18 protein-coding genes and 1 pseudogene are annotated in these 20,127 nt (G+C 65.8%); 9 read left to right on the forward strand and 10 right to left on the reverse strand.

What is annotated here, in order from left to right:
• Window positions 1-83: 83 nt before the first annotated feature.
• The 4 genes from secB to ACUXST_RS04915 are packed head-to-tail and all read left to right on the forward strand — an operon-like array spanning window position 84 to window position 3,908.
• A complete protein-coding gene (gene secB / locus ACUXST_RS04900) occupies window positions 84-602 on the forward strand; it encodes a protein-export chaperone SecB (RefSeq protein ID WP_458388815.1) in 519 nt (172 codons plus the stop codon).
• A gap of 57 nt (window positions 603-659) precedes the next feature.
• Entirely contained in the window at window positions 660-2,252 is a 1,593-nt protein-coding gene (gene murJ, locus ACUXST_RS04905) for a murein biosynthesis integral membrane protein MurJ (RefSeq protein WP_458388816.1), read from the forward strand.
• Window positions 2,249-3,262: a tryptophan--tRNA ligase gene (trpS, locus tag ACUXST_RS04910; protein ID WP_458388817.1), complete on the forward strand. Its 1,014-nt coding sequence runs from the start codon at window positions 2,249-2,251 to the stop codon at window positions 3,260-3,262. The genes murJ and trpS overlap by 4 nt, the downstream gene beginning before the upstream one ends.
• 28 nt (window positions 3,263-3,290) lie before the next feature.
• Window positions 3,291-3,908, forward strand: coding sequence for an exopolysaccharide biosynthesis protein (locus ACUXST_RS04915; protein WP_458388818.1), 618 nt, complete (start codon window positions 3,291-3,293; stop codon window positions 3,906-3,908).
• Between the two features lies 1 nt (window position 3,909).
• On the opposite strand, the gene dnaA is transcribed toward ACUXST_RS04915, so the two are convergent.
• The 3 genes from dnaA to mutM all read right to left on the reverse strand — a co-directional run bounded on the left by dnaA (window position 3,910) and on the right by mutM (window position 6,887).
• On the reverse strand, window positions 3,910-5,304 hold the full coding sequence (gene dnaA / locus ACUXST_RS04920) for a chromosomal replication initiator protein DnaA (RefSeq protein ID WP_458388819.1): 1,395 nt from the start codon (window positions 5,302-5,304) through the stop codon (window positions 3,910-3,912).
• 374 nt (window positions 5,305-5,678) lie between these two features.
• Complete coding sequence (gene rpsT, locus ACUXST_RS04925) at window positions 5,679-5,942, reverse strand: 30S ribosomal protein S20 (protein ID WP_458388820.1); 264 nt, start codon at window positions 5,940-5,942, stop codon at window positions 5,679-5,681.
• A gap of 138 nt (window positions 5,943-6,080) precedes the next feature.
• Window positions 6,081-6,887, reverse strand: a complete 807-nt coding sequence (mutM, locus tag ACUXST_RS04930) for a bifunctional DNA-formamidopyrimidine glycosylase/DNA-(apurinic or apyrimidinic site) lyase (protein ID WP_458389014.1) — start codon at window positions 6,885-6,887, stop codon at window positions 6,081-6,083.
• 47 nt (window positions 6,888-6,934) lie between these two features.
• On the opposite strand from mutM, the gene ACUXST_RS04935 reads away from it, so the two are divergent.
• Window positions 6,935-7,666 (forward strand): class I SAM-dependent methyltransferase, encoded by a 732-nt coding sequence (locus tag ACUXST_RS04935; protein WP_458388821.1) that lies wholly within the window; start codon window positions 6,935-6,937, stop codon window positions 7,664-7,666.
• A 43-nt stretch (window positions 7,667-7,709) separates the two neighbouring features.
• Window positions 7,710-9,242, forward strand: coding sequence for a 2-polyprenylphenol 6-hydroxylase (gene ubiB, locus ACUXST_RS04940; RefSeq protein WP_458388822.1), 1,533 nt, complete (start codon window positions 7,710-7,712; stop codon window positions 9,240-9,242).
• Here the strand turns inward: ubiB and ACUXST_RS04945 are convergent.
• On the reverse strand, window positions 9,239-9,841 hold the full coding sequence (locus tag ACUXST_RS04945) for a phosphatase PAP2 family protein (protein ID WP_458388823.1): 603 nt from the start codon (window positions 9,839-9,841) through the stop codon (window positions 9,239-9,241). The genes ubiB and ACUXST_RS04945 overlap by 4 nt on opposite strands.
• A 76-nt stretch (window positions 9,842-9,917) precedes the next feature.
• On the opposite strand from ACUXST_RS04945, the pseudogene coaBC reads away from it, so the two are divergent.
• Window positions 9,918-11,095: pseudogene (gene coaBC, locus ACUXST_RS04950) on the forward strand (bifunctional phosphopantothenoylcysteine decarboxylase/phosphopantothenate--cysteine ligase CoaBC).
• On the opposite strand, the gene ACUXST_RS04955 reads toward coaBC, so the two are convergent.
• From ACUXST_RS04955 to plsY, 5 genes are read right to left on the reverse strand one after another with little or no spacing between them, the layout of a single operon-like run.
• Window positions 11,087-11,833, reverse strand: coding sequence for a HesA/MoeB/ThiF family protein (locus ACUXST_RS04955; protein WP_458388824.1), 747 nt, complete (start codon window positions 11,831-11,833; stop codon window positions 11,087-11,089). The pseudogene coaBC and the gene ACUXST_RS04955 overlap by 9 nt on opposite strands.
• Window positions 11,830-12,267 carry a dUTP diphosphatase gene (dut, locus tag ACUXST_RS04960; protein ID WP_458388825.1) on the reverse strand — a complete coding sequence of 146 codons (438 nt, stop codon included), beginning with the start codon at window positions 12,265-12,267 and terminating at the stop codon, window positions 11,830-11,832. The genes ACUXST_RS04955 and dut overlap by 4 nt, the downstream gene beginning before the upstream one ends.
• Window positions 12,264-14,744, reverse strand: a complete 2,481-nt coding sequence (topA, locus tag ACUXST_RS04965) for a type I DNA topoisomerase (RefSeq protein WP_458388826.1) — start codon at window positions 14,742-14,744, stop codon at window positions 12,264-12,266. The genes dut and topA overlap by 4 nt, the downstream gene beginning before the upstream one ends.
• 49 nt (window positions 14,745-14,793) lie before the next feature.
• Window positions 14,794-15,879, reverse strand: coding sequence for a DNA-processing protein DprA (dprA, locus tag ACUXST_RS04970; protein ID WP_458388827.1), 1,086 nt, complete (start codon window positions 15,877-15,879; stop codon window positions 14,794-14,796).
• Window positions 15,876-16,469 (reverse strand): glycerol-3-phosphate 1-O-acyltransferase PlsY, encoded by a 594-nt coding sequence (plsY, locus tag ACUXST_RS04975; RefSeq protein ID WP_458388828.1) that lies wholly within the window; start codon window positions 16,467-16,469, stop codon window positions 15,876-15,878. The genes dprA and plsY overlap by 4 nt, the downstream gene beginning before the upstream one ends.
• An 86-nt stretch (window positions 16,470-16,555) precedes the next feature.
• Between plsY and murI the strand changes: the two genes are divergently transcribed.
• Together murI and hemA are read left to right on the forward strand one after the other, a co-directional pair.
• Window positions 16,556-17,347, forward strand: coding sequence for a glutamate racemase (gene murI, locus ACUXST_RS04980; protein ID WP_458388829.1), 792 nt, complete (start codon window positions 16,556-16,558; stop codon window positions 17,345-17,347).
• A 73-nt stretch (window positions 17,348-17,420) separates the two neighbouring features.
• Window positions 17,421-18,632 (forward strand): 5-aminolevulinate synthase, encoded by a 1,212-nt coding sequence (gene hemA, locus ACUXST_RS04985; protein WP_458388830.1) that lies wholly within the window; start codon window positions 17,421-17,423, stop codon window positions 18,630-18,632.
• A gap of 12 nt (window positions 18,633-18,644) precedes the next feature.
• On the opposite strand, the gene ACUXST_RS04990 is transcribed toward hemA, so the two are convergent.
• The gene (locus ACUXST_RS04990; protein WP_458388831.1) at window positions 18,645-20,117 is read right to left on the reverse strand and encodes a DUF389 domain-containing protein; all 1,473 of its coding nucleotides are present in this window, start codon (window positions 20,115-20,117) and stop codon (window positions 18,645-18,647) included.
• Between the last annotated feature and the right edge of the window lie 10 nt (window positions 20,118-20,127).

The raw sequence follows: 20,127 nt of genomic DNA on the forward strand, positions 1-20,127 counted from the left end.
CGACTGCTAGTCGCCCGCCGGCGCGGCCCGCTCCACGCGGCTCCTCAAAAAACGACCCGTAAACTCGCAAAGGATTTCGACGAATGGCTGAGCAGGATTCAGGAACCGCCGGCAACGGCTCAGGCGCTTCCGAGACGGCTCCCGAGTTCAGCGTCCTGGCGCAATACATAAAGGATCTCTCGATCGAGAATCCGAACGCGCCGCAGGTCTTCCAGTGGCAGACCCAGCCAAGCCTCGACGTCCAGTTCAACCTGAACGCGCAGAAGTTCTCTGACGACGTCCACGAAGTCGGACTCAAGATCGAGGTGACGGCGCGTTCGGAAAGCGGCGTCCACTTCGTCGTCGACCTCACCTATTCGGGTCTGTTTGGCGCGCGCAACATCCCCGAGGATGCGCTTGGACCGGTGCTTCTGATCGAAGCCCCGCGCCTCCTCTTCCCGTTCGCGCGCCAGATCATCGCCGAAGCCGTGACGAATGCCGGCTCTCCCCCGCTCCTGCTCGAGCCGATCGACTTCGCCGCCGCTTATGTTGCCCAGGCCGAAGCGGCACAGGGCCAGCTCGGTGGCGGCGATCCCGGAGCGGCTCCGCTAGGCAACGCGTGAAGCGAGGACGAACCGCGGGACGTGTGACGTGCTCACGCTTCCCGCGCGACTAAGCCGATGAACCTCGCCCGTTCGCTGGGATCGGTCGGCGGGCTCACCCTTGCCAGCCGCATCCTCGCGCTTGTCCGCGACTCGCTGCAGGCCCGCTACGTCGGCGCCAACTTCGCCTCAGACGCCTTCCTGGTGGCGTTCCGCCTGCCGAACATGTTCCGCGCCTTCTTCGCGGAGGGCGCCTTCTCTTCGGCCTTCATCCCGATGTTCAACCGCAAGCTCGCCGAGAGCAACGGCGAGCGTGCGGCAGCACTCGACTTCGCGGAGCGCGCGCTCTCCGTTCTGTTCGCCTTCCTGATGGCCATGACGGTCGTGATGCTGCTCGCAGCATGGCCGCTGACCTGGGTCCTCTCGGGCCTCGGCTTTCACAAGCAGCACCCGACGCACGAACAATTCGCGTTCGCAGTGCAGCTCAGCCGCATCACGATCCCCTATCTGATGCTGATCTGCCTGGCGTCGCTGCTCGGCGGAATCCTCAACTCGCTCGACAAGTTCTGGATCAACGCAGCGGCACCCATCCTCCTCAACGTGGCGATGGTCCTTGGCCTTCTGATTTTCCACGGCGCGCCCGACCAGACGGCGCGAGCGCAGGCAATCGCGGTGCCGGTCGGTGGTGTCCTGCAGCTGGGCTGGCTGTTTCTCGCCTGCCGCAGCGCCGGCGTGTCGCTCCGCCCCCGCATGCCGCACCTCGACCCCGAGCTGAAGCGGCTCATGAAGCTGATTCTGCCCGCTGCGGTCGGTGCCGGAGCCGTCCAGCTCAACCTCGTCGTCTCGACCGCCCTCTCCGGCTACCTGCTCGGCGAAGGCTCAATCTCCTACATCTACTACGCCGACCGCGTGAACCAGCTGCCGCTCGGCATGATCGGGATCGGCCTCGGCACCATCCTGCTCCCCACCGTCTCGCGTTTGCTGAGCGCGGGCGAGGACGCCAAGGCGATGGACACACAGAACCGCGGCATGGAACTGGCGCTGTTCCTGACGCTGCCCGCCATGGTGGCGCTCGTCGTCGCGGCCGAGCCGATCGTCCGCGGGCTCTTCCAATATGGTCATTTCGACGCCACCGACACGGTCAAGTGCTCGTGGGCACTTGCCGGCTTCTCGATCGGCTTGCCGTCCTACGTTCTCGTGAAGGTGCTCACGCCCGGCTACTACGCCCGGCACGATACCCGCACCCCGGTCCGCTACGCCATTCAGTCGGTCGGCGTGAACTTGGTCGCCAACATCATCCTGATTCCGCTGCTGGGCCGGTTCGGCTACGGCCACGTCGGCCCGCCGCTTGCCACCGCGCTCTCGTCCACTGCGAACGTTTGGCTGCTCTATGCGACGCTTCGCAGGCGCGGCCACTTCATTGCCGACGCGCAGTTGAAGCGCCGCCTCCCGCGTCTTGCGCTCGCGGCCGTGCTGATGGGGGCAGCGATCTTCGCGTTCGATCGCTTGCTCGATCCCTGGCTGACCGGTCACCTCTGGCAGCGCTATTCGGCGCTTCTGGTGCTGGTTGGCGGCGGCGCTGTTGTCTATGCGGTCGCCTGCTTCTTGACGGGCGCGTTCGTGCTCAACGATCTCAAGCTCCTGATTAGACGAGGCGCGCGCGACGCATGACCACCACGCCGTCCACACGAGTACTTTCCGGTATCCAGCCGACAGGCGGGCTTCACCTCGGCAACCTGCTTGGCGCCATTCTGCGCTGGGTGCGGATGCAGGACGAAGCGGAATGCCTCTTCTTCCTTGCCGATCTGCACTCCCTGTCCGAGTATATGGTTCCCGACGAGCGCCGCGCGAGCGTGCGCGAGATGGCCGCGGCACTGATCGCCAGCGGCATCGATCCCAAGCGCTCAGTGCTGTTTCCGCAAAGCGCCGTGCCGGCGCATTCGGAGCTGTGCTGGATCCTCAACGGCACTGCGCGCATAGGCTGGCTCAACCGGATGACGCAGTGGAAGGACAAGGCCGGCAAGAACCGGGAGGGCGCGTCGGTCGCGCTTTTCGATTACCCGGTGCTGCAGGCAGCGGACATCCTGCTCTACCAGGCGACCCACGTCCCTGTGGGCGAAGATCAAAAGCAGCATATCGAGCTCACCCGCGACATCGCGCTGAAGTTCAACACGGATTACGACACCGACCTGTTCGTGGTCCCGGAGCCATTCATCGGCGGCGGCACGGCGGCGCGCGTGATGAGCCTTCGCGACGGGCGCGCCAAAATGTCGAAGTCCGATCCTTCGGACATGAGCCGGGTCAACCTGACGGACAGCGACGACGACGTCGCCCAGAAGATCCGCAAGGCCAAGACAGATCCCGAGCCGCTGCCGGACAACCCGGACGCACTGGACGGCCGGCCCGAGGCGCAGAACCTCGTCGGCATCCTGGCTGCGGTCAGCGGCGAGAGCGTCGAACAGGTGCTCTCCCGGTTCGCAGGCCATGGATTCGGTGCGTTCAAGCCGGTGCTTGCCGATGCGCTGGTCGCCCTGCTTTCGCCCATTCGCGCCCGGTTGGACGGTCTTCGCAGCGACCCCGCCGAGCTCGACCGCATTCTGGCTGACGGCGCCGCACGAGCGGAGGCGATCGGCGCGCCGGTGCTCGCAGCCGCGAAGTCGGCCGTCGGCCTCACCCGCTAGCTTGTCCGTGACGACAGAGCGGACCCAAATGGCGGAAGGCCGCCCTCTCGCGCTGTCGGAGCGGCTGGCGGAGATTGCAGCCGATGCCGGCGACGACCGGATCAGCTTCTCGGAGCTTGCCCGGCAGCTTCACTCGCGGGTGTGGGGCGGGCTGCTGCTGATCTTCGCTGCGATCAACGTGATGCCACTTCCGCCGGGTACCAGCACGATCATCGCTCTGCCGATTCTGCTCGTCTCGGCCCAGATGGTCTTCGGGCGCCCGGCGCCGTGGTTTCCTCGCCGCCTGGACCAGCGCGGCGTCACGAAAGAGGAGCTTCAGCGGCTCGTCGACAAGATGGGCTGGTTCGAGGCACGCGTGGAGCGCGTCTTAAAGCCGCGCCTGCCGCAATTGACCGGCGCTGCCGCGATGCGCGTCATCGGCAGCGCTTGCTTCCTGCTCGGGCTCGTTGCCGCCCTACCAATCCTGATGATTCACAATGCTCCGGCGCTGGCGATCGTGCTGTTCGGGCTGGGCCTCATCTACCGGGACGGGATCCTGGTGATCATCGCGGCGGTTGCGGCAGTATTCGCCCTGCTGTTCGATGCCGCGCTGGTCATCTGGGGCGTGGCCGCCCTGAAGTTCGCGTTGGCATGGCTTAAGGGCTAGCTTAGCCTTCCAGCTGCCGGGTTAGGAGGCGAATGTCCGCGTCGAGTTCGGCGTCGCTCGCGCGCAATTTCTCGATCTGGCGAACGGCATGGATGACCGTCGTGTGATCGCGGCCGCCGAAACGACGGCCAATATCCGGCAGCGACTTGGGCGTCAGTTGCTTGGACAGGTACATCGCGACTTGCCGCGGACGGGCGACTTCGCGGGCCCGCCGGGCGGACGTCATTTCCGCCTTGCGGATCCTGTAGTGCTCGGCGACCTGAGTCTGGATTTCGTCGATCGAAATGCGGCGCTGGTTGGCGCGAAGGACGTTGGCGAGCACTTCCTCGACGAAGGCAACGTCGATCGTGCGCCCGGTCATCAGCGCATAGGCGCCGATCCGGTTGAGCGCGCCTTCGAGCTCACGGATGGACGAGGTCACGCGCCGGGCGAGGAAATCGACGACGTTGCGCGGCATCTCGACGCCCGGGAGCGCCTCCAGCTTGGCGAGGATGATGTTGAAGCGAAGCTCGTAGTCGGCGGGGTTGATGTCGGCGACGAGGCCCCAAGACAGCCGCGACAGGATGCGCGGGGCAATGCCATCCAGATCCTGCGGAGCACGGTCGGACGTGATCACCAGCCGTCGTCCGGCACCGATGATCTCGTTCATGGTGTGGAAGAATTCTTCCTGGGTGGAGTCCTTGCCAGCGATGAACTGGACGTCATCGATCAGTAGCAGGTCGGCGTTCCGCAGACGCTGCTTGAAGCCGATCGTGTCGTTCTCTTTCAGGGCGCGGATGAACTCGACCATGAACTTCTCGGCCGACATCGAGACCACGCGAGAGCCACGATTGTGGGCGCAGAACGTGTGCCCGATGGCGTGCAGCAGGTGCGTCTTGCCGCGGCCTGTGCCGCCGTGGATGAACAGCGGGTTGAACCCGACCGTCGGCGACGTCGCAAGCGTCCGCGCCGCGGTTGCCGCCACCTCGTTGGCCTTGCCGACTATGAATGTCTCGAAGCGGTAGCGCGGGTCGAAATTCGGAGCGGCCGGGTCACGCTCGGACGGAAGCGGGCTTTCGTCGAGGATCAGCAGCGGTGCCGGCCGCGGTGCATCCGCAGTGGCGATGATCCGGACATCGCGTACGATCGGAAGAACGGTCTTCCATGCCATCACGAGCCGGTCGCCGAAGTGGGATCGGACCCAGTCCGCCATAAACTGGCTCGGCATGACGACGTCGAGTGCGCCGGTGTCGGGATCGAAACCGCCAAGCTCCGCCGGCTTTAGCCAGCCGTCGAACGTGCGCGCACCGAGATCGCGGCGGAGACCGCTGCGGATCGACTCCCAAGCAGCCTCGATCGGCGCCACCTGCGGCGACGTCCCGAAATCAACAGACGAATTGGCCCCTCTGCCCTGCACTGGCCAGCGCCTCCCTTCAATCAACCCCCATGCACGAGACAAAACTTCGCCATCCGCCGAACTGCGAGTCGCGGCGTCAAAAGCTCCATTTCTCTCTTGCCCCCGGCGCGGTTTCGCGCCCCGGAAGAACGTTTCTGAAAGTCTGGGCGGCAGCTTTCAAGTGCTGTTTTTCACAGAAATGAAATAATGGCCCTTGACAGCGGAAAGCGAGGGAATGCCGTTGAAAGTGGCTCAAAACTGCCATTTACTGGAACTCGCGCCAGATCCGCTCGCGGCGAATCGCCGGATTCGCTGCATTTTTTGAACAGTTTCAAATGACAACGGGCCACCGGTCGCCCGGCAGCCCGTTTCTTTGTCCCAAATTGGCGCGGCAATCAGCCGAGCGAAGCGACACGCTTGGAGAGGCGCGACATCTTGCGCGACGCCGTGTTCTTGGGGATCACGCCGCGGGCGACACCGCGGAACAGCTCGGGCTGGGCAAGCTTCAGCGCCTCGGCGGCCTGACTCTTGTCGCCCGACGCGATCGCCGACTCGACGGCCTTGATGAAGGTCCGGATGCGGCTGATACGCGAATGGTTGATGACGGACCGGCGATCGTTCCGGCGGATGCGCTTCTTGGCTTGCGGCGTATTCGCCATGAAAGTCCTCGTTATCCAGATCGAGCCTTGAAGCCCGGTTCTCAATGAAAAAGCGGCGCGAAACCAAACGGCCGCGCCGGCACGGGCGTTCCCATATGTTGAGCCGCCTGGAACGTCAACACTTCCGAGGCCATTCCGCTAGCGCTGGCAACGAGGACAATAGAAGGTCGAGCGGCCACCTTGGACCATTCGCTTGACGGTGCCGCCACAAGCGCACGCAACGCCTTCTCGGTCATACACTGCGAACAGCTTGGAGAAATAGCCGAGTTCCCCATCCGGACTGGCGAAGTCGCGGAGCGTGGAGCCGCCGGCGCTGATGGCCTCCGCAAGAACTTCCCGGATTGCTGTGGCCAGTCGTTCGAGGCGGGGCAGCGAAATGCTTCCCCCAGCCCGCGCCGGGTGAATGCGGGACCGGTGCAGGGCCTCGCAGACATAGATGTTGCCCAGCCCGGCAATGACGCCCTGGTCGAGCAGCATCGCCTTGATCGGCGCCTTCCTGCCGGCAAGCCGCGCCCGCAGTTCCTGCGCGTTGATCTCGAGGGGCTCCGGCCCGAGCGCGGCGAAGGCCGGCCATGCGTCGAGTTCGTCGCTAGGCACGAGGTCCAGCGAACCGAACCGACGCGGATCGTTGAGCGCGACCCTGCGGCCTTCCTCCGTCTCGATGACGAAGTGATCGTGCTTCTCCAGCTCGGTCGGATCGACGCGCCACCGGCCGGACATGCCGAGGTGGAAGACCAGCGTGTCACCGCGGTCGGTGTCGACCAGGCCGTATTTGGCGCGGCGGCGAAGGCCGACCACGCGGCAGCCGGTCAGCCGCTGCCCCAGGTCCTCCGGCATGGCGCGCCTGAGATCGGCTCGCCGAAGCTCGACCCTTGCAATCCGCTTCCCGTCCAGCACTCGCGCCAGGCCCTGAACAGTGGTCTCGACTTCGGGAAGCTCGGGCATGCGGCTGATATGGCGGAGGACGCCCAAGCCCGCTAGAGCGCGGCGCCATGCAATCCCAAGTGAATTTCGGCGATCGGCTCGTCACTCCCGAGGAAAAGACCCGCCGCGTCGGCGAGGTCTTCAGCTCGGTCGCGCGCCGCTACGACGTGATGAACGACCTGATGTCCGGCGGCATGCACCGGCTTTGGAAGAACCGCTTTGTCGCCCGCGTGAAGCCGCGTGCCGGCGAGGACATCCTCGATATGGCAGGCGGCACCGGCGACGTCGCCTTCCGGATGGCCGCAAGGGGCGCTCACGTGACCGTGGCCGACATCAACGCCGATATGCTGGAGGTCGGCAGGCAGCGCGCGGCAACTCGCGAGCTCAGCAACCTGCAATGGCAGGTGGAGAACGCTGAAGCGCTCACCTTCTCCGAAGCGACGTTCGACGGCTACACGATCGTGTTCGGCATCCGCAACGTGACGGACATCCCCGCCGCCCTGCGGGAGGCTCACCGCATCCTCAAGCGAGGCGGACGCTTCTACTGCATGGAATTCTCGACAAGCGACTGGCCGGGCTTCGCCGAACTATACGAAGCCTATTCGTCGAACGTCATCCCGCGCATCGGCAAGTTCGTCGCCGACGACGAGGAGAGCTATCGCTATCTGGTCGAAAGCATCCGCCGTTTCCCGAAGCCGGAAGCTTTCCGCCGCTTGATCGCCGAAACGGGCTTCGTCCGAGCCGCCGTTGAGCCCATGCTGGGGGGTCTGGTGAGCATCTGGAGCGGGTGGAAGATCTGATGGCGCGCCTCGAGCCCGTCAGGTCCAACCGGGGCATCCTCGTTTGACGGCCTCCGTCACTCACCTGTGGCGGCTCCTGAAATGGGGCCGGACGCTAGCGCGGCACGGCGCGCTTCGGGGCATCGAGGAAGACCCGATGACTCCGGCGCCCGTGCGCCGCCTCGCCCGCATCGCCCGCTTCGGCGCGCGCAGGCCGGCGACGCCCGACTACGCTGCTGCGCTCGTCGCGATCGGGCCAGCGGCAGTGAAGCTCGGCCAGGTGCTGTCGACGCGGCCGGACCTCGTGGGGGAGCGCGCCGCCGCCAACCTCTCGCAGCTCCAGGACGATCTGCCGCCGGCCCCCTTTGCCGCTATCCGCCACACCATCGAGACCTCTTTCGGCGCGCCCCTGGAAAGCCTGTTCGCCCGCTTCGACGAAGAGCCGGTCGGGGCCGCCTCGATCGCCCAGGTCCATCACGCCGTCACGACTGACGGCCGCGAAGTCGCCGTAAAGGTGCTCCGTCCGGGCATTGAGGACGAATTCGCCCGAGCACTCGAGACTTACGAATGGGCCGCCGCCCACGTCGAGCGCTACGGCGGCGAGGCTCAACGCCTCCGCCCGCGCCTGGTCGTCGCCCACTTCCGGCAGTGGACCGCCCGCGAACTCGACCTCCAGCGCGAAGCCGCCTCGGCCTCCGAGCTTCGCGAGAACATGGTCGCCGAGCCCGGCTACTACATCCCCGAGATCGACTGGCGCCGCACCGCGCGCCGGGTGCTCACCCTCGAGTGGCTGAATGGCGTGAAGCTCAACGATCGCGAGGCGCTGATCGAGGCCGGCCAGGACTGCAAGACGCTAGCCGCCATCCTCGTCCGCGCGTTCCTTCGTCAGGCGGTGATCGATGGCTTCTTCCACGCCGACCTTCACCACGGCAATCTCTTCGCACTCCCGGACGGGCGCATCGCCGCGATCGACTTCGGCATCATGGGCCGCGTCGACCGTCGCGCCCGTCTTTGGCTCGCAGAGATCCTCTACGGGCTGATCACCGGCAACTATCGCCGCGTCGCCGAGATTCACTTCGAGGCACAGTACGTCCCCGCCCACCACAATGTCGACGAATTCGCGACCGCACTCCGGGCCGCCGGCGAGCCGATCCGCGGCCTTCCCGTCAAGGACATCTCCGTCGGCCGCATGCTCGAGAGCCTGTTCTCGATCACCCGCGATTTCGACATGCCGACGCAGCCGCACCTGCTGCTGCTGCAAAAGACCATGGTGATGAACGAAGGCGTGGCCACTGCGCTCGACCCCGACATCAACATGTGGGAGACCGCCGAGCCATTCCTTCGCGAGTGGATCCGATCCGAGCTTGGCCCCGAAGCCTATTATGCCGACCGCCTGATCGAGCTGGTGCGCGCATTCAAGAAAATCCCGGAGCTCATTGAACGAATTGACGATTACTACCCGCCGCTCGGCGCCGCCCCGCCCGCGCCGCCGCTGCCCGAGGTCGCCGTGATCGAGCACCGCAACTGGGGCGGCTACGTTGCAATGGGTGTCGGCGGGCTCGCTGTCGGCGCCGCAGCTATGGCGCTCTTCCTCTAGCGCTTGCCGCGGCTGCGTTCGTTCATTCGCGCCAGATCCCACAGGAAGTTGGTCGCCGCTTCCGCCGCCAGTCCGATCGCCAGTCCTGCCGCGACATCGCTTGGGTAATGTGCCGAGCGAGGCACCTGAAGGGCTCCGATCAGCCCCGCGACAGCAAGCGCCGCCGCGCCATACTCGGGATACTCACGAGAGAAGGCCCGAGCGACGGCGATCGAGCCTGCGGTATGCCCTGATGGAAAGCTCGTCAGCTCCTTGGTCGTATGCTTCCCCTTGCGCGGCTTCTTCTGCCGGCGCGTGTCTGCACTTCGCGGGCGCGTACGATCGACGTTCGTTTTCAAAGCCTTCTTGGCCAGCGTTGCCGTCTCGTGCGCGATCAACATCCGTGCTCCGGCGCGGACCATGCGGTCACTGTCCGCTGCCACGCCGGCAAGCACGATCGCACTTGCGATGGCGCGAAGCTCCGGCTGGTCGCCAAGCTTGCTGACCACGTCCAGCACCTTCATCGGTGCGGCATCGGTGTAGGGTTGGAAGAATTCCTGCGATGCCGCGTCAACGGCGATCAGCCGCTCCTCGGCGGCTTCGATGAAGTTGCGGAGCATCATGGCTGTTGAACACTCAGGTCACGCCTTTGTGCCTGCTCTCGACTTCCTGGCCGATGCGCGGCAAGGCTGAGCCATGACACGCGTGCTCCTCATCATGGGCGGCGGGATTGCGGCGTACAAGTCGCTCGAGCTGGTCCGCCTGCTGAAGAAGGAAGGCCATTCGGTCACGCCGGTCCTGACCGAAGGTGGCGAGCATTTCGTCACCGCCATGAGCCTCGGCACGCTCGCGGAAAGTCAGGTCCACACCTCCCTGTGGGAGCTCAAGGACGAAGTCGAGATCGGCCACATCCAGCTGTCGCGTGCTGCGGACGTCGTGCTGGTCTGTCCGGCCACCGCTGATCTTCTCGCGAAGATGGCCGGCGGCATCGCGGACGGTCTCGCGACCACACTCCTGCTTGCAACCGACAAGCCCGTCATCGTCGCCCCAGCGATGAACGTGCGTATGTGGCAGCACGCCGCGACCCGCCGCAACGTCCAGCAACTCCTCGCCGACGGCATCAAGGTGATCGAACCCGCAGAGGGCGAGATGGCGTGCGGCGAGTACGGCCCCGGCCGCCTCCCAGAGCCGCAGGCGATCGTCGAATGGTTGACGGCGAACGGGTTCCTGCCGGGCAAGTGAGGCTCCAGGGCAAGCACATCCTCGTCACCGCCGGGCCGACGCATGAGCCGATCGATCCTGTGCGGGTGATCGCGAACCGCTCGTCGGGGCGACAGGGCTTCGCGATCGCCGCAGCAGCCGCGCAGCTTGGCGCGCGCGTAACCCTTGTGGCCGGGCCTGTCTCGCTCGACACACCCGCCCAAGTGACCCGCATTGGCGTCGAGACAGCCGAGCAGATGGCGGATGCCGTCATGGCGTCACTTCCCGCGGACGCAGCCATCCTCGTTGCGGCGGTCGCCGACTGGCGGGTGGTGCCTTCCCCGACCAAGCTGAAAAAGGGCGCAGGTCCGCCTCAGCTGCGCTTCGTGGCCACCCGCGACATCCTTGCCGAGCTTGGCGCGAGCGAGTTGCGCCCCGGCCTGCTGATCGGCTTCGCTGCTGAAACGGACAAGGTCGTCGAGCATGCCACGGCGAAGCGTCAGACCAAACGTGCCGACTGGATCGTCGCCAACGACGTATCGGGCGATGTCATGGGTGGTACGCGCAACCGCGTGCACCTGATTACTGGCGACGGGGCCGAGGATTGGCCGGAGGCTTCGAAGGACGAGGTCGCGCGCCGGCTGATCGAACGGGTCGCCGAAGCACTAGGCTGAACCGCAAGCTCGACAGCCGGGATCCGGCGGGATGCGGATCGCACGCCAGCTCAACTTTTCGCCATCGAACAGGTGGAGCTGCCCCGCCTGGTCCTCGCCCACCCCAACGATCGCGTTGATCGCCAGCAGCGCCGCGAAGCTGCCGACGGTTGCGGTCAGCGCGCCAAGGACGCCAAGCTCGGCACAATTGTCGCAGTCGTCAGCGTCGAATGCATCGCCGACAAAGCATCGGTAGCACGGCTTGCCCCGGAACAGCCCGACCTGTCCCTGGAACTGCACTGCGGCGGCCGACAGCAGTGGAATGCCCAGTGCAACGGACGCATCGCTCACTGCCAGCCGGGTCGCGAAATTATCCGTTCCGTCGATGACGAGATCGTAACCGGCGAGCAGCTGTGATGCATTGTCCGGCGCAATTCGCGCCTGCACTGGAGTGGCTTCGACGTGATGGTTGAGACGATGTACGAACTGCAACGCCAGGTCAGCTTTGGAATAGCCGGCGTCCCGCTCCCGAAATAACGGCTGCCGGTGCAGGTTGCCGACCTCGACCATGTCGTCATCGATGATCGTCAGTCGGCCCACGCCGGCACCCGCAAGCGCCGGGATCACCGAACTGCCGATGCCGCCGGCTCCGACGACGACCATCGACGCCGCTTTCAGCTTGTTCTGTCCGACGCCGCCGACCTGCGGCAGCACGATGTGCCGGGCGTAGCGCTCCAGCTCCTGGTCGGAGAGGCTCACCGTCCCGTAGAGCCGAAGCCCCCCGCTCCGCGGCTCGTTTCGCCGAGTGCCTCGACCTCGCGGAAGCTGGCCTTGAGCACCGGCGCGGGCACCAGCTGCGCGATGCGCTCGCCGCGCCGGACCGCGAAGTCTTCGCTGCCGAGGTTGGCGAGGATCACCTTCACCTCGCCGCGATAGTCCTCGTCGATCGTACCGGGTGTGTTCAGGCAGGTGATCCCGTGCTTGAGAGCGAGGCCGGAGCGCGGGCGCACCTGGACCTCGTATCCCGGCGGGATGGCGATCGCGAACCCCGTTGCAACGGCATGCCGCTGACCAGGCGCAAGCGTCAGATCCTCCGCCGCAACAACGTCAAGGCCAGCTGCCCCGGCGGTTGCGTAGCTGGGCGCCGGCAGGCCTTCGCCATGCGGCAGCCGCTGCAGCTCGATCTCGATCATTTCGCCTTCTTCTTTTTGGCCGGGGCCTTGCGCCCGCCCTTCTTCTTGGCGGGCCCCTTGGCAGCGCGCTCGTCGATCAGCCGCACGCCTTCCTCCAGCGTGACGGTCTTCGGGTCTGCCCCCTTGGGTAGCGTCGCATGGGTCGTGCCGTCGCTGACGTAAGGACCATAGCGGCCTTCCAGCACCTTGAGCTCCTTGCCGGTGCCCGGATGCTCGCCGAGCACCGCGATCGGCTCACGCGCCGCACCGCGCCCGCGGCCCGCGCCAGACGCCGCGTCGGCGAGCTTGGCCACCGCCGCATTCATGCCCGTCTCGAACACCTCGGCGGTCGAACCCAGCTTCGCGTACTTGCCATCATGTGCGAGGTACGGGCCGTAACGCCCGATGGAAGCGGTGATCGGCTTGCCGGTCTCCGGATGCGCGCCAATCTCCCGCGGAAGCGACAGCAACCGCTCGGCGACCTCGGTTGTCACGTCCTCAAGCGGCACATCCTTCGGGATCGATGCGCGCTTTTCGCCACGCTCGACATACGGTCCGAAGCGCCCGCTCTTGAGCTGGATCCCTTCGCCGAGGTCCTGCGGTCCATCACTGGCCTGCTCGCCCCCGGTCTGCCCGAACTTCTGCGTGTAGCGGCACTCGGGATAGTTGGAGCAAGCCACGAAAGCCCCGAACTTGCCGCCGCGCAGGCTCAGACGGCCGTTACCGCAATTCGGACACAGCCTTGGGTCGCTCCCGTCCTCCTTCGGCGGGTACAGCCATGGCGCCAGGAACTCGTCGAGCGCCTGGGTGATCTCGGAAGGCTTCTGGTCCATGACCTCGCCGGCCTTCGGCTTGAAGTCCCGCCAGAACGCATCGAGCAGCTTCTGCCAGTCGAGGCGCCCGCCGGACACGTCGTCCAGCTCTTCCTCCAGCACTGCCGTGTAGTCGTAGCTGACGTACTTTTCGAAGAAGCGTTCGAGGAACGCCGTCACCAGCCGCCCGCTCTCCTCGGGGATGAAGCGGTTCTTCTCGACCCGCACATACTCGCGGTCCTTGAGGGTCTGCAAAGTCGCCGCATAGGTCGAGGGACGCCCGATCCCTAGCTCCTCCAGCCGCTTGACGAGGCTCGCCTCCGAATAGCGCGGCGGGGGCTGGGTGAAGTGTTGTGTAGACTCAACGCCCGTCTTCCGCGGAGCATCGCCACGCTGGAGATGCGGCATCCGCGCACTTTCCTCATCGTCGCCTTTCTCGTCACGCCCTTCTTCATAGAGGGCGAGGTAGCCCGGGAAGAGCACGACCTGCCCAGACGCCCGCAGCATTGCGCGCCCGGCTCCGTCGGTCAGCTCCACCGTAGTCCGCTCCAGCCGAGCCGACGCCATCTGGCTCGCCAGCGCGCGGTTGTAGACGAGCTCGTAAAGCCTCGCGTGGTCGCCGGACGCGGCGCGCGCCTTGGAGAAGTCCGTCGGGCGGATCGCCTCGTGGGCCTCCTGCGCGTTCTTCGCCTTGCTCGTGTAGTGGCGCGGCTTGTCGGGAACGAACCCGGCATCGTAGCGCGTCGTGATTGCCCTGCGTGCGGCGCTGATCGCTTCCGGCGCCATGTCGACACCGTCCGTCCGCATGTAGGTGATCAGCCCGTCCTCGTAGAGGCCTTGCGCCACCCGCATCGTGTGGCTTGCCGCGAATCCGAGCTTGCGCGCAGCCTCCTGCTGCAGGGTCGACGTCGTGAAGGGGGGCGGAGGGTTCCTGGCGAACGGCTTCGTCTCGACGGAGGAGACGTTGAAACGCCCGGCCTCGATGACCGCCTTGGCGGCGTCCGCCTCCCCGACATTGCCGATGGTCAGCCGGTCGATCTTTTTGCCGTCGATATCGGCGAGCCGCGCCGTGAAGCTCTGGCCGTCCTTCTCGAACGTGGCGCTGACCTGCCAATATTCCTGCGGCTTGAAGACTTCGATCTCGCGCTCACGGTCGACAATCAGCCGCAGCGCCACGGACTGGACGCGCCCGGCGGACTTGGCGCCCGGCAGCTTGCGCCACAGGATCGGCGACAGCGTGAACCCGACGAGGTAGTCGAGCGCCCGGCGAGCCCGGTAGGCATCGATCAGGTCATGATCGAGACCGCGCGGCTTCTTCATCGCCTCGGTCACCGCCGAGTTCGTGATGGCGTTGAAGGTCACCCGCTGGACGTCCTTGGGCAGTGCTTTCTTGGCTCGCAGCACTTCCTGGACGTGCCAGCTGATTGCCTCTCCTTCCCGGTCGGGATCGGTCGCGAGGATCAGTGTGTCGGCGCCCTTGGCCTCATCCGTGATGGCCTTGAGCTGCTTGGCCCGATCCGGCGAGACCTGCCAAAGCATGTCGAACGCCCGCTCCGGATCGACCGAACCGTCCTTGGGCGGCAGGTCCCGCACGTGACCGAAGGAAGCGAGCACGCGATGCCCGCTCCCCAGGTACTTCTCGATGGTTTTCGCTTTGGCCGGCGATTCGACGACGACCAGCTTCAATGGAGTTCCTCACGCATACGCGTAAGGTGGGGTCTCCTGATTCCAGCCGTCAAGCGGTGCGCAAACTCACCTTGCCCCCGGCATGGCGGTCGAGGCGGCGGGCCAGGTCAAGTTCGAGCAACGCCATCTGCACCGCGCCCGGCGACGCCCCTGAAAGCCGGATGATCTCATCCACTGGCGCCGGAGAGGGCCCAAGCAGTTGCTCGACGATGCCAACCGCGTCTTCACTGCATTTTGATGGCGGAGGGGCCGCAACATAGCTTTCTGCGCCAGACGCGAGCCGCGGCTGAGCCGGCGCCACACTCTCCAGCACGTCATGCGCAGTCTGGATAAGCGTCGCCCCGTCGCGGATCAGTTGGTTGCAGCCCTGGGCCCGCGGATCAAGCGGCGAGCCGGGCACCGCCATCACTTCGCGCCCGGCCTCGGCTGCCAGCCTGGCAGTGATCAGCGACCCGGAGCGTGGGGCTGCTTCGACGACGATTGTTCCGGCAGCAAGCCCCGCGATGATGCGGTTGCGATAGGGGAAGTGCCGTGCCCTCGGTTCGGTACCGGGCGGCATTTCCGCGAGGACCAGTCCGCGCTCGAACAGCGCCCGCTGCCGCTCCTCATTCTGCGGCGGATAGAAGACGTCGATCCCGCCGGCGATCACGCCGACCGTGCCGGTCTCGAGGGCTCCATCGTGGGCGGCGGTGTCGATCCCTCTCGCCAGTCCGGACACGACGACCATCCCCTGCCGGCCAAGGTCGTGCGCCAGTCCCCGGGCGAAGCGGCAAGCCGCGGCCGACGCATTGCGCGCGCCGACCATCGCCACCGCGGGCTTGTCGAGCAGGTTCGGGTTGCCCTTGGCGATCAGCAGCGGAGGCGCGTCTTCCATCTGTGCCAGCAAGCGCGGATAGAGCCCCTGCCCAAGCACGAGGAACCTTGCTCCGAGCTTCTCGACGCGGGCGATCTCGCGCTCTGCATCGTCTCGCGTCCGCAGCAGCGGCGCCTTGCCACCGCCACGCCGCGCAAGGTCGGGCACCGCCGCCAGTGCCTCCGCCGCAGTTCCGAACCGTGCAATGAGCTGGCGGAACGTCACTGGGCCGATGCCCGCCGTCCGCCGCAGCCTCAGCCTGTCAACAAGATCGTCGTTCAAGCCTTCGATCTCCCAATGCGTGGCTCGGCCCCCCGCGCGAGGCGGGTGATGTTCTCACGGTGCTTCCAGATGACGAGCAACGCGAAACCGAGCAGCATTGGGACAAGCGATTGGTCTTTGAATACGACGGCACTGACGGGGGCGCTGGTCGCCGCCGCCATGCCTGCAACCGACGAGATTCGGAACGTCAGCAGTAGGGTAAGCCAGACCACGGCGTAGACGATTGCCGCCGGCCAAAGCAGCGCAATCAGCACGCCCATGAAGGTGGCGGCCCCCTTGCCGCCCTGGAACTTCAGCCAGACCGGGTAGAGGTGCCCGACCATCGCCCCGGCCGCGGCCACGGCGGCGACGTCCGGACCGAACATCTGACGCGCAAGCATGACTGCAGCAGTGCCTTTGAGGAGATCGAGCACCAGCGTCAGGGCCGCGAGGGGCTTGCTTCCGGTTCGAAGCACGTTCGTCGCGCCAATGTTGCCCGAACCGATTGCGCGCAGGTCGCCCTTGCCGCTGAGACGCGTCAGCACCAGTCCGAACGGAATGGACCCGAGCAGGTAGCCGAGCGCCAGCGCAAGGAGCATCTCACGGGTCATGGCAGGTTGAGTAGCAAACCCGAACGCGGACGCAACACACCTGCCGATTGCGCGGCATTGAGCGACCACCTAACCACAGGCGCCGAATGGACCCGTCCGCTCCCCTGCTCTTCTTCGATTCCGGTGTCGGCGGTCTGTCCGTGCTCGGGCCTACGCGGGCGCTGCTGGCCACCGCACGCATCGTCTACGCCGCCGACAGCGCCGGCTTCCCCTACGGCACCAAGAGCGAGGCCGAACTGGCAGCCCGGGTGCCGGCGCTGCTCGGCCGGCTGGTCGAGCGCTATCGTCCCCGACTCGTCGTCATCGCTTGCAACACGGCCTCCACGATAGCGCTTCAGCACGTGCGCTCGGCCCTCGACCTGCCCGTCGTGGGCACCGTGCCCGCCATCAAGCCGGCAGCCGAGATGTCGAAGAGCCGAGTCATTGGAGTTCTCGGCACCGAAGCCACTGTCCGGCAGCCCTATGTCGATGACCTTGCAGCGAAATTCGCCGCAGATTGCATCATCGTCCGCCATGGGTCTCCGGAACTGGTCGAACTCGCCGAGGCGAAGCTCGCTGGCGAACCGGTGACTCTCGACGCCGTCCGGGCGGCAACCGAGCCGATGTTCGCTGCTTCCAGCGGCGGTCGTATCGATACCGTTGTCCTCGCCTGTACCCACTTTCCTCTTCTTGCGGAGGAGCTCGAGCAGGCGTTCCCTGGCGTAACTCTTGTGGACGGCGGCGCGGGTATCGCACGGCGCATCGCCCATCTCACCCGCGAGCAAACCTGGCCCAGCCTTCCAAGCGACGGCACGCTGATCTTCACCGGACCTGCAGCCCGCCGACCTCTTGAGAGCGTCCTTGCGAAGTTCGGCATCGGCCAGATTGACACGCTCTGACTTGTTGCGAGTCGTTCGCAATGGAAAACGCAGAGGGGCAGAGCTAAAGGGCCGGCAAGCGAGAGTTGGGCCCTTGGATTACGACCGCATCTTCAAATCGGCGATCGATCGCCTCCACGACGAAGGCCGGTACCGCGTCTTCATCGATATCCTGCGCACCAAGGGCAACTATCCGAACGCCCGCTGTTTCGGCGGCAACGGCCCCAAGCCGGTCACCGTGTGGTGCTCGAATGACTATCTCGGAATGGGCCAGCATCCCGCGGTGGTAGAGGCCATGGAGCAGGCGCTCCACGAAGTCGGCGCGGGCTCCGGCGGCACCCGCAACATCAGCGGCAACACTCACTTCCATACCCAGCTTGAGGCCGAGCTCGCCGACCTGCACGGCAAGGAAGCGGCCCTCCTCTTCACCTCCGGCTATGTCTCGAACGAGGCGGCGCTGAGCACGCTCGGCAAGTTGCTGCCCGGCTGCGTAATCTTCTCCGACGAGCTCAACCACGCCTCCATGATCGCGGGCATCAAGAGCTCCGGATGTGAGAAGCGGGTCTTCCGGCACAACGACCTCGCTCATCTCGAAGAGCTGCTTGCGGCTGAGGACGCCGACACACCGAAGCTGATCGCGTTTGAAAGCGTATATTCGATGGACGGCGACATCGCGCCCATCGCCGCGATCTGCGACCTGGCCGAGAAGTACAATGCGCTGACCTACCTCGATGAAGTCCACGCCGTCGGCATGTACGGCGACCACGGCGGCGGGATTTCCGAGCGGGATGCCTTGGCGCACCGCTTGACGATCATCGAGGGCACGCTCGGCAAAGCCTTTGGAGTGATGGGCGGCTACATCGCCGCGGACCGGACGATCATCGATTGCATCCGCAGCTATGCGCCGGGATTCATCTTCACGACCTCCTTGTCACCGGTGCTGGTCGCCGGCGCCCTCGCCAGCGTCCGTCACCTGAAGCGATCCGGCGAGGAACGCCGTGCGCAACAGGAAGCGGCGGCGACGCTCAAGGCCAAGTTCACGGCCGCCGGACTGCCGCTGATGCCGAGCGTCACGCACATCGTCCCGCTGCTGATCGGCTGCCCCGTCAAGGCCAAGCGTGTCAGCGACATCCTGCTCGCCGAATACGGCCTTTACGTTCAGCCGATCAATTTCCCGACGGTCCCACGCGGCACAGAGCGCCTGCGCTTCACGCCCGGGCCGATCCACAGCGCCGAGATGATGGACGAGCTCACGAACGCCCTCGTCGAGATCTGGACTCGGGACGAGATCCGTCTGGCCGCTTGAGCCGCAAGCGCGCTAGGGCGCGGCTGGAGATTCCCCGGGGACGAGCCACTTCAGGCGCACTGCATCTTTTCGTCCGCCGTTTGCCTCCTCGGTGACCTTCACCCCCGCGTTCGTGAGGGAAGTTGCAACGTCCTTGGCTGCCGGTCCGCCGCTTACCGCGACAGGTATTGCAAGCCGCCGCGCGGCCCAGATTGCCGTTCCAAGAGCCTCGGCATCCGGCTTGCCGTCAACCAGCTTCACTTGTGGCAGCGGCATTGGCGGCGGCACCAGGCTGACGCTCCAGCCCGCGTCCGCGGCGGCGAGCCGGTTTTCGAGTTCGCGATAAGTACTAAGGTCCGCTCCGGCCAGCGGGGCAGCACGTACGACCACGCGCTTGGATTGGGCGTCGACGAGCACATTTTGCACCGGCACTCCGGCGACAATCGCGACCCGCTCCGCCATTTTCGAGGCGCTGCGCTGAGAGATCGAGCCGCCTGCGGTTGCCTGCACGGACTGGTCGGCACCGTCTGCCATACGGATCTGGTCAAGCGACAGGTTCACCCTTTGCGCGAGCAGCGCCGCAAGCTTGGCCTGCAAATCACGCTCCGCCGACTCGCGGTACTCGGGCGTGAGGACGGTCGCGGTCACTTCTACCGGCTTGGCGTGGAAGTCGATCTGGAACTCTCCAACTCGCGCCTCCTTCGGGAACTCGGCAGCGATCACGTCGCTCACCTGCCGGCCGGCAAGCGCTTCCCAGGCGATCCGGTGCAGTGACAGCGCCAACGGGATCGCCAGGGCGATCAGGATCACTGTAATCAACGCGACCTGGAGCCCCGTCTGGTGAGGCGAAAGGTTCGGCGCGAACCCATAGAGCCGAGCCAGGACGGCTGCAGCCGCGGCTATCGTCATGAGGTTCGTGAAGAACAGCAAGGTCGATCCGCCGAGAACCGGCCAATTGGTTGTTGCCAAGCCGAAACCCATAGCGGCGAGTGGCGGCATCAGGGCGGTCGCGATAGCCACGCCGACGATGGTGCCATGGCGCCCCCTGATCACGGCATAGGTGCCGGCAAGGCCGGCGAACAGCGCGACGAGAAGATCGAAGAGGTTCGGCCGCGTTCGCGACGCGATTTCGCTGGTGACGGTCTGTAGCGGCGAAAACAGAACGACGAGCGCGCAGAACAGGACGGCCAGGACGCTCCCCGCCACGAGGGGGATTGCAGTGCGCCGGATCTCCGCGGAATCGAAGGTTGCAACTGCGAAGCCGAGCCCGACGATCGGTCCCATCAGCGGCGAGATCAGCATCGCCCCGATCACCACCGCGGGCGAGGACAGCAGAAGTCCGAGAATGGCGATGCCTGCGGACATCAGGGTCATGAAAGCGAAATGGCTCGACCACCCAGCGTCGGAGCGAACCTGATCGACCACGGTCCGGTGATCGACGTTCGCCAGCACGTGCTCCGCCCACCAGTGGCGGAATGGCAAAGGCTGCTGCGGGCGAGTAATCATTGCCTCGCTG

The sequence above is a fragment of the Sphingomonas sp. F9_3S_D5_B_2 genome (genome assembly GCF_054263715.1).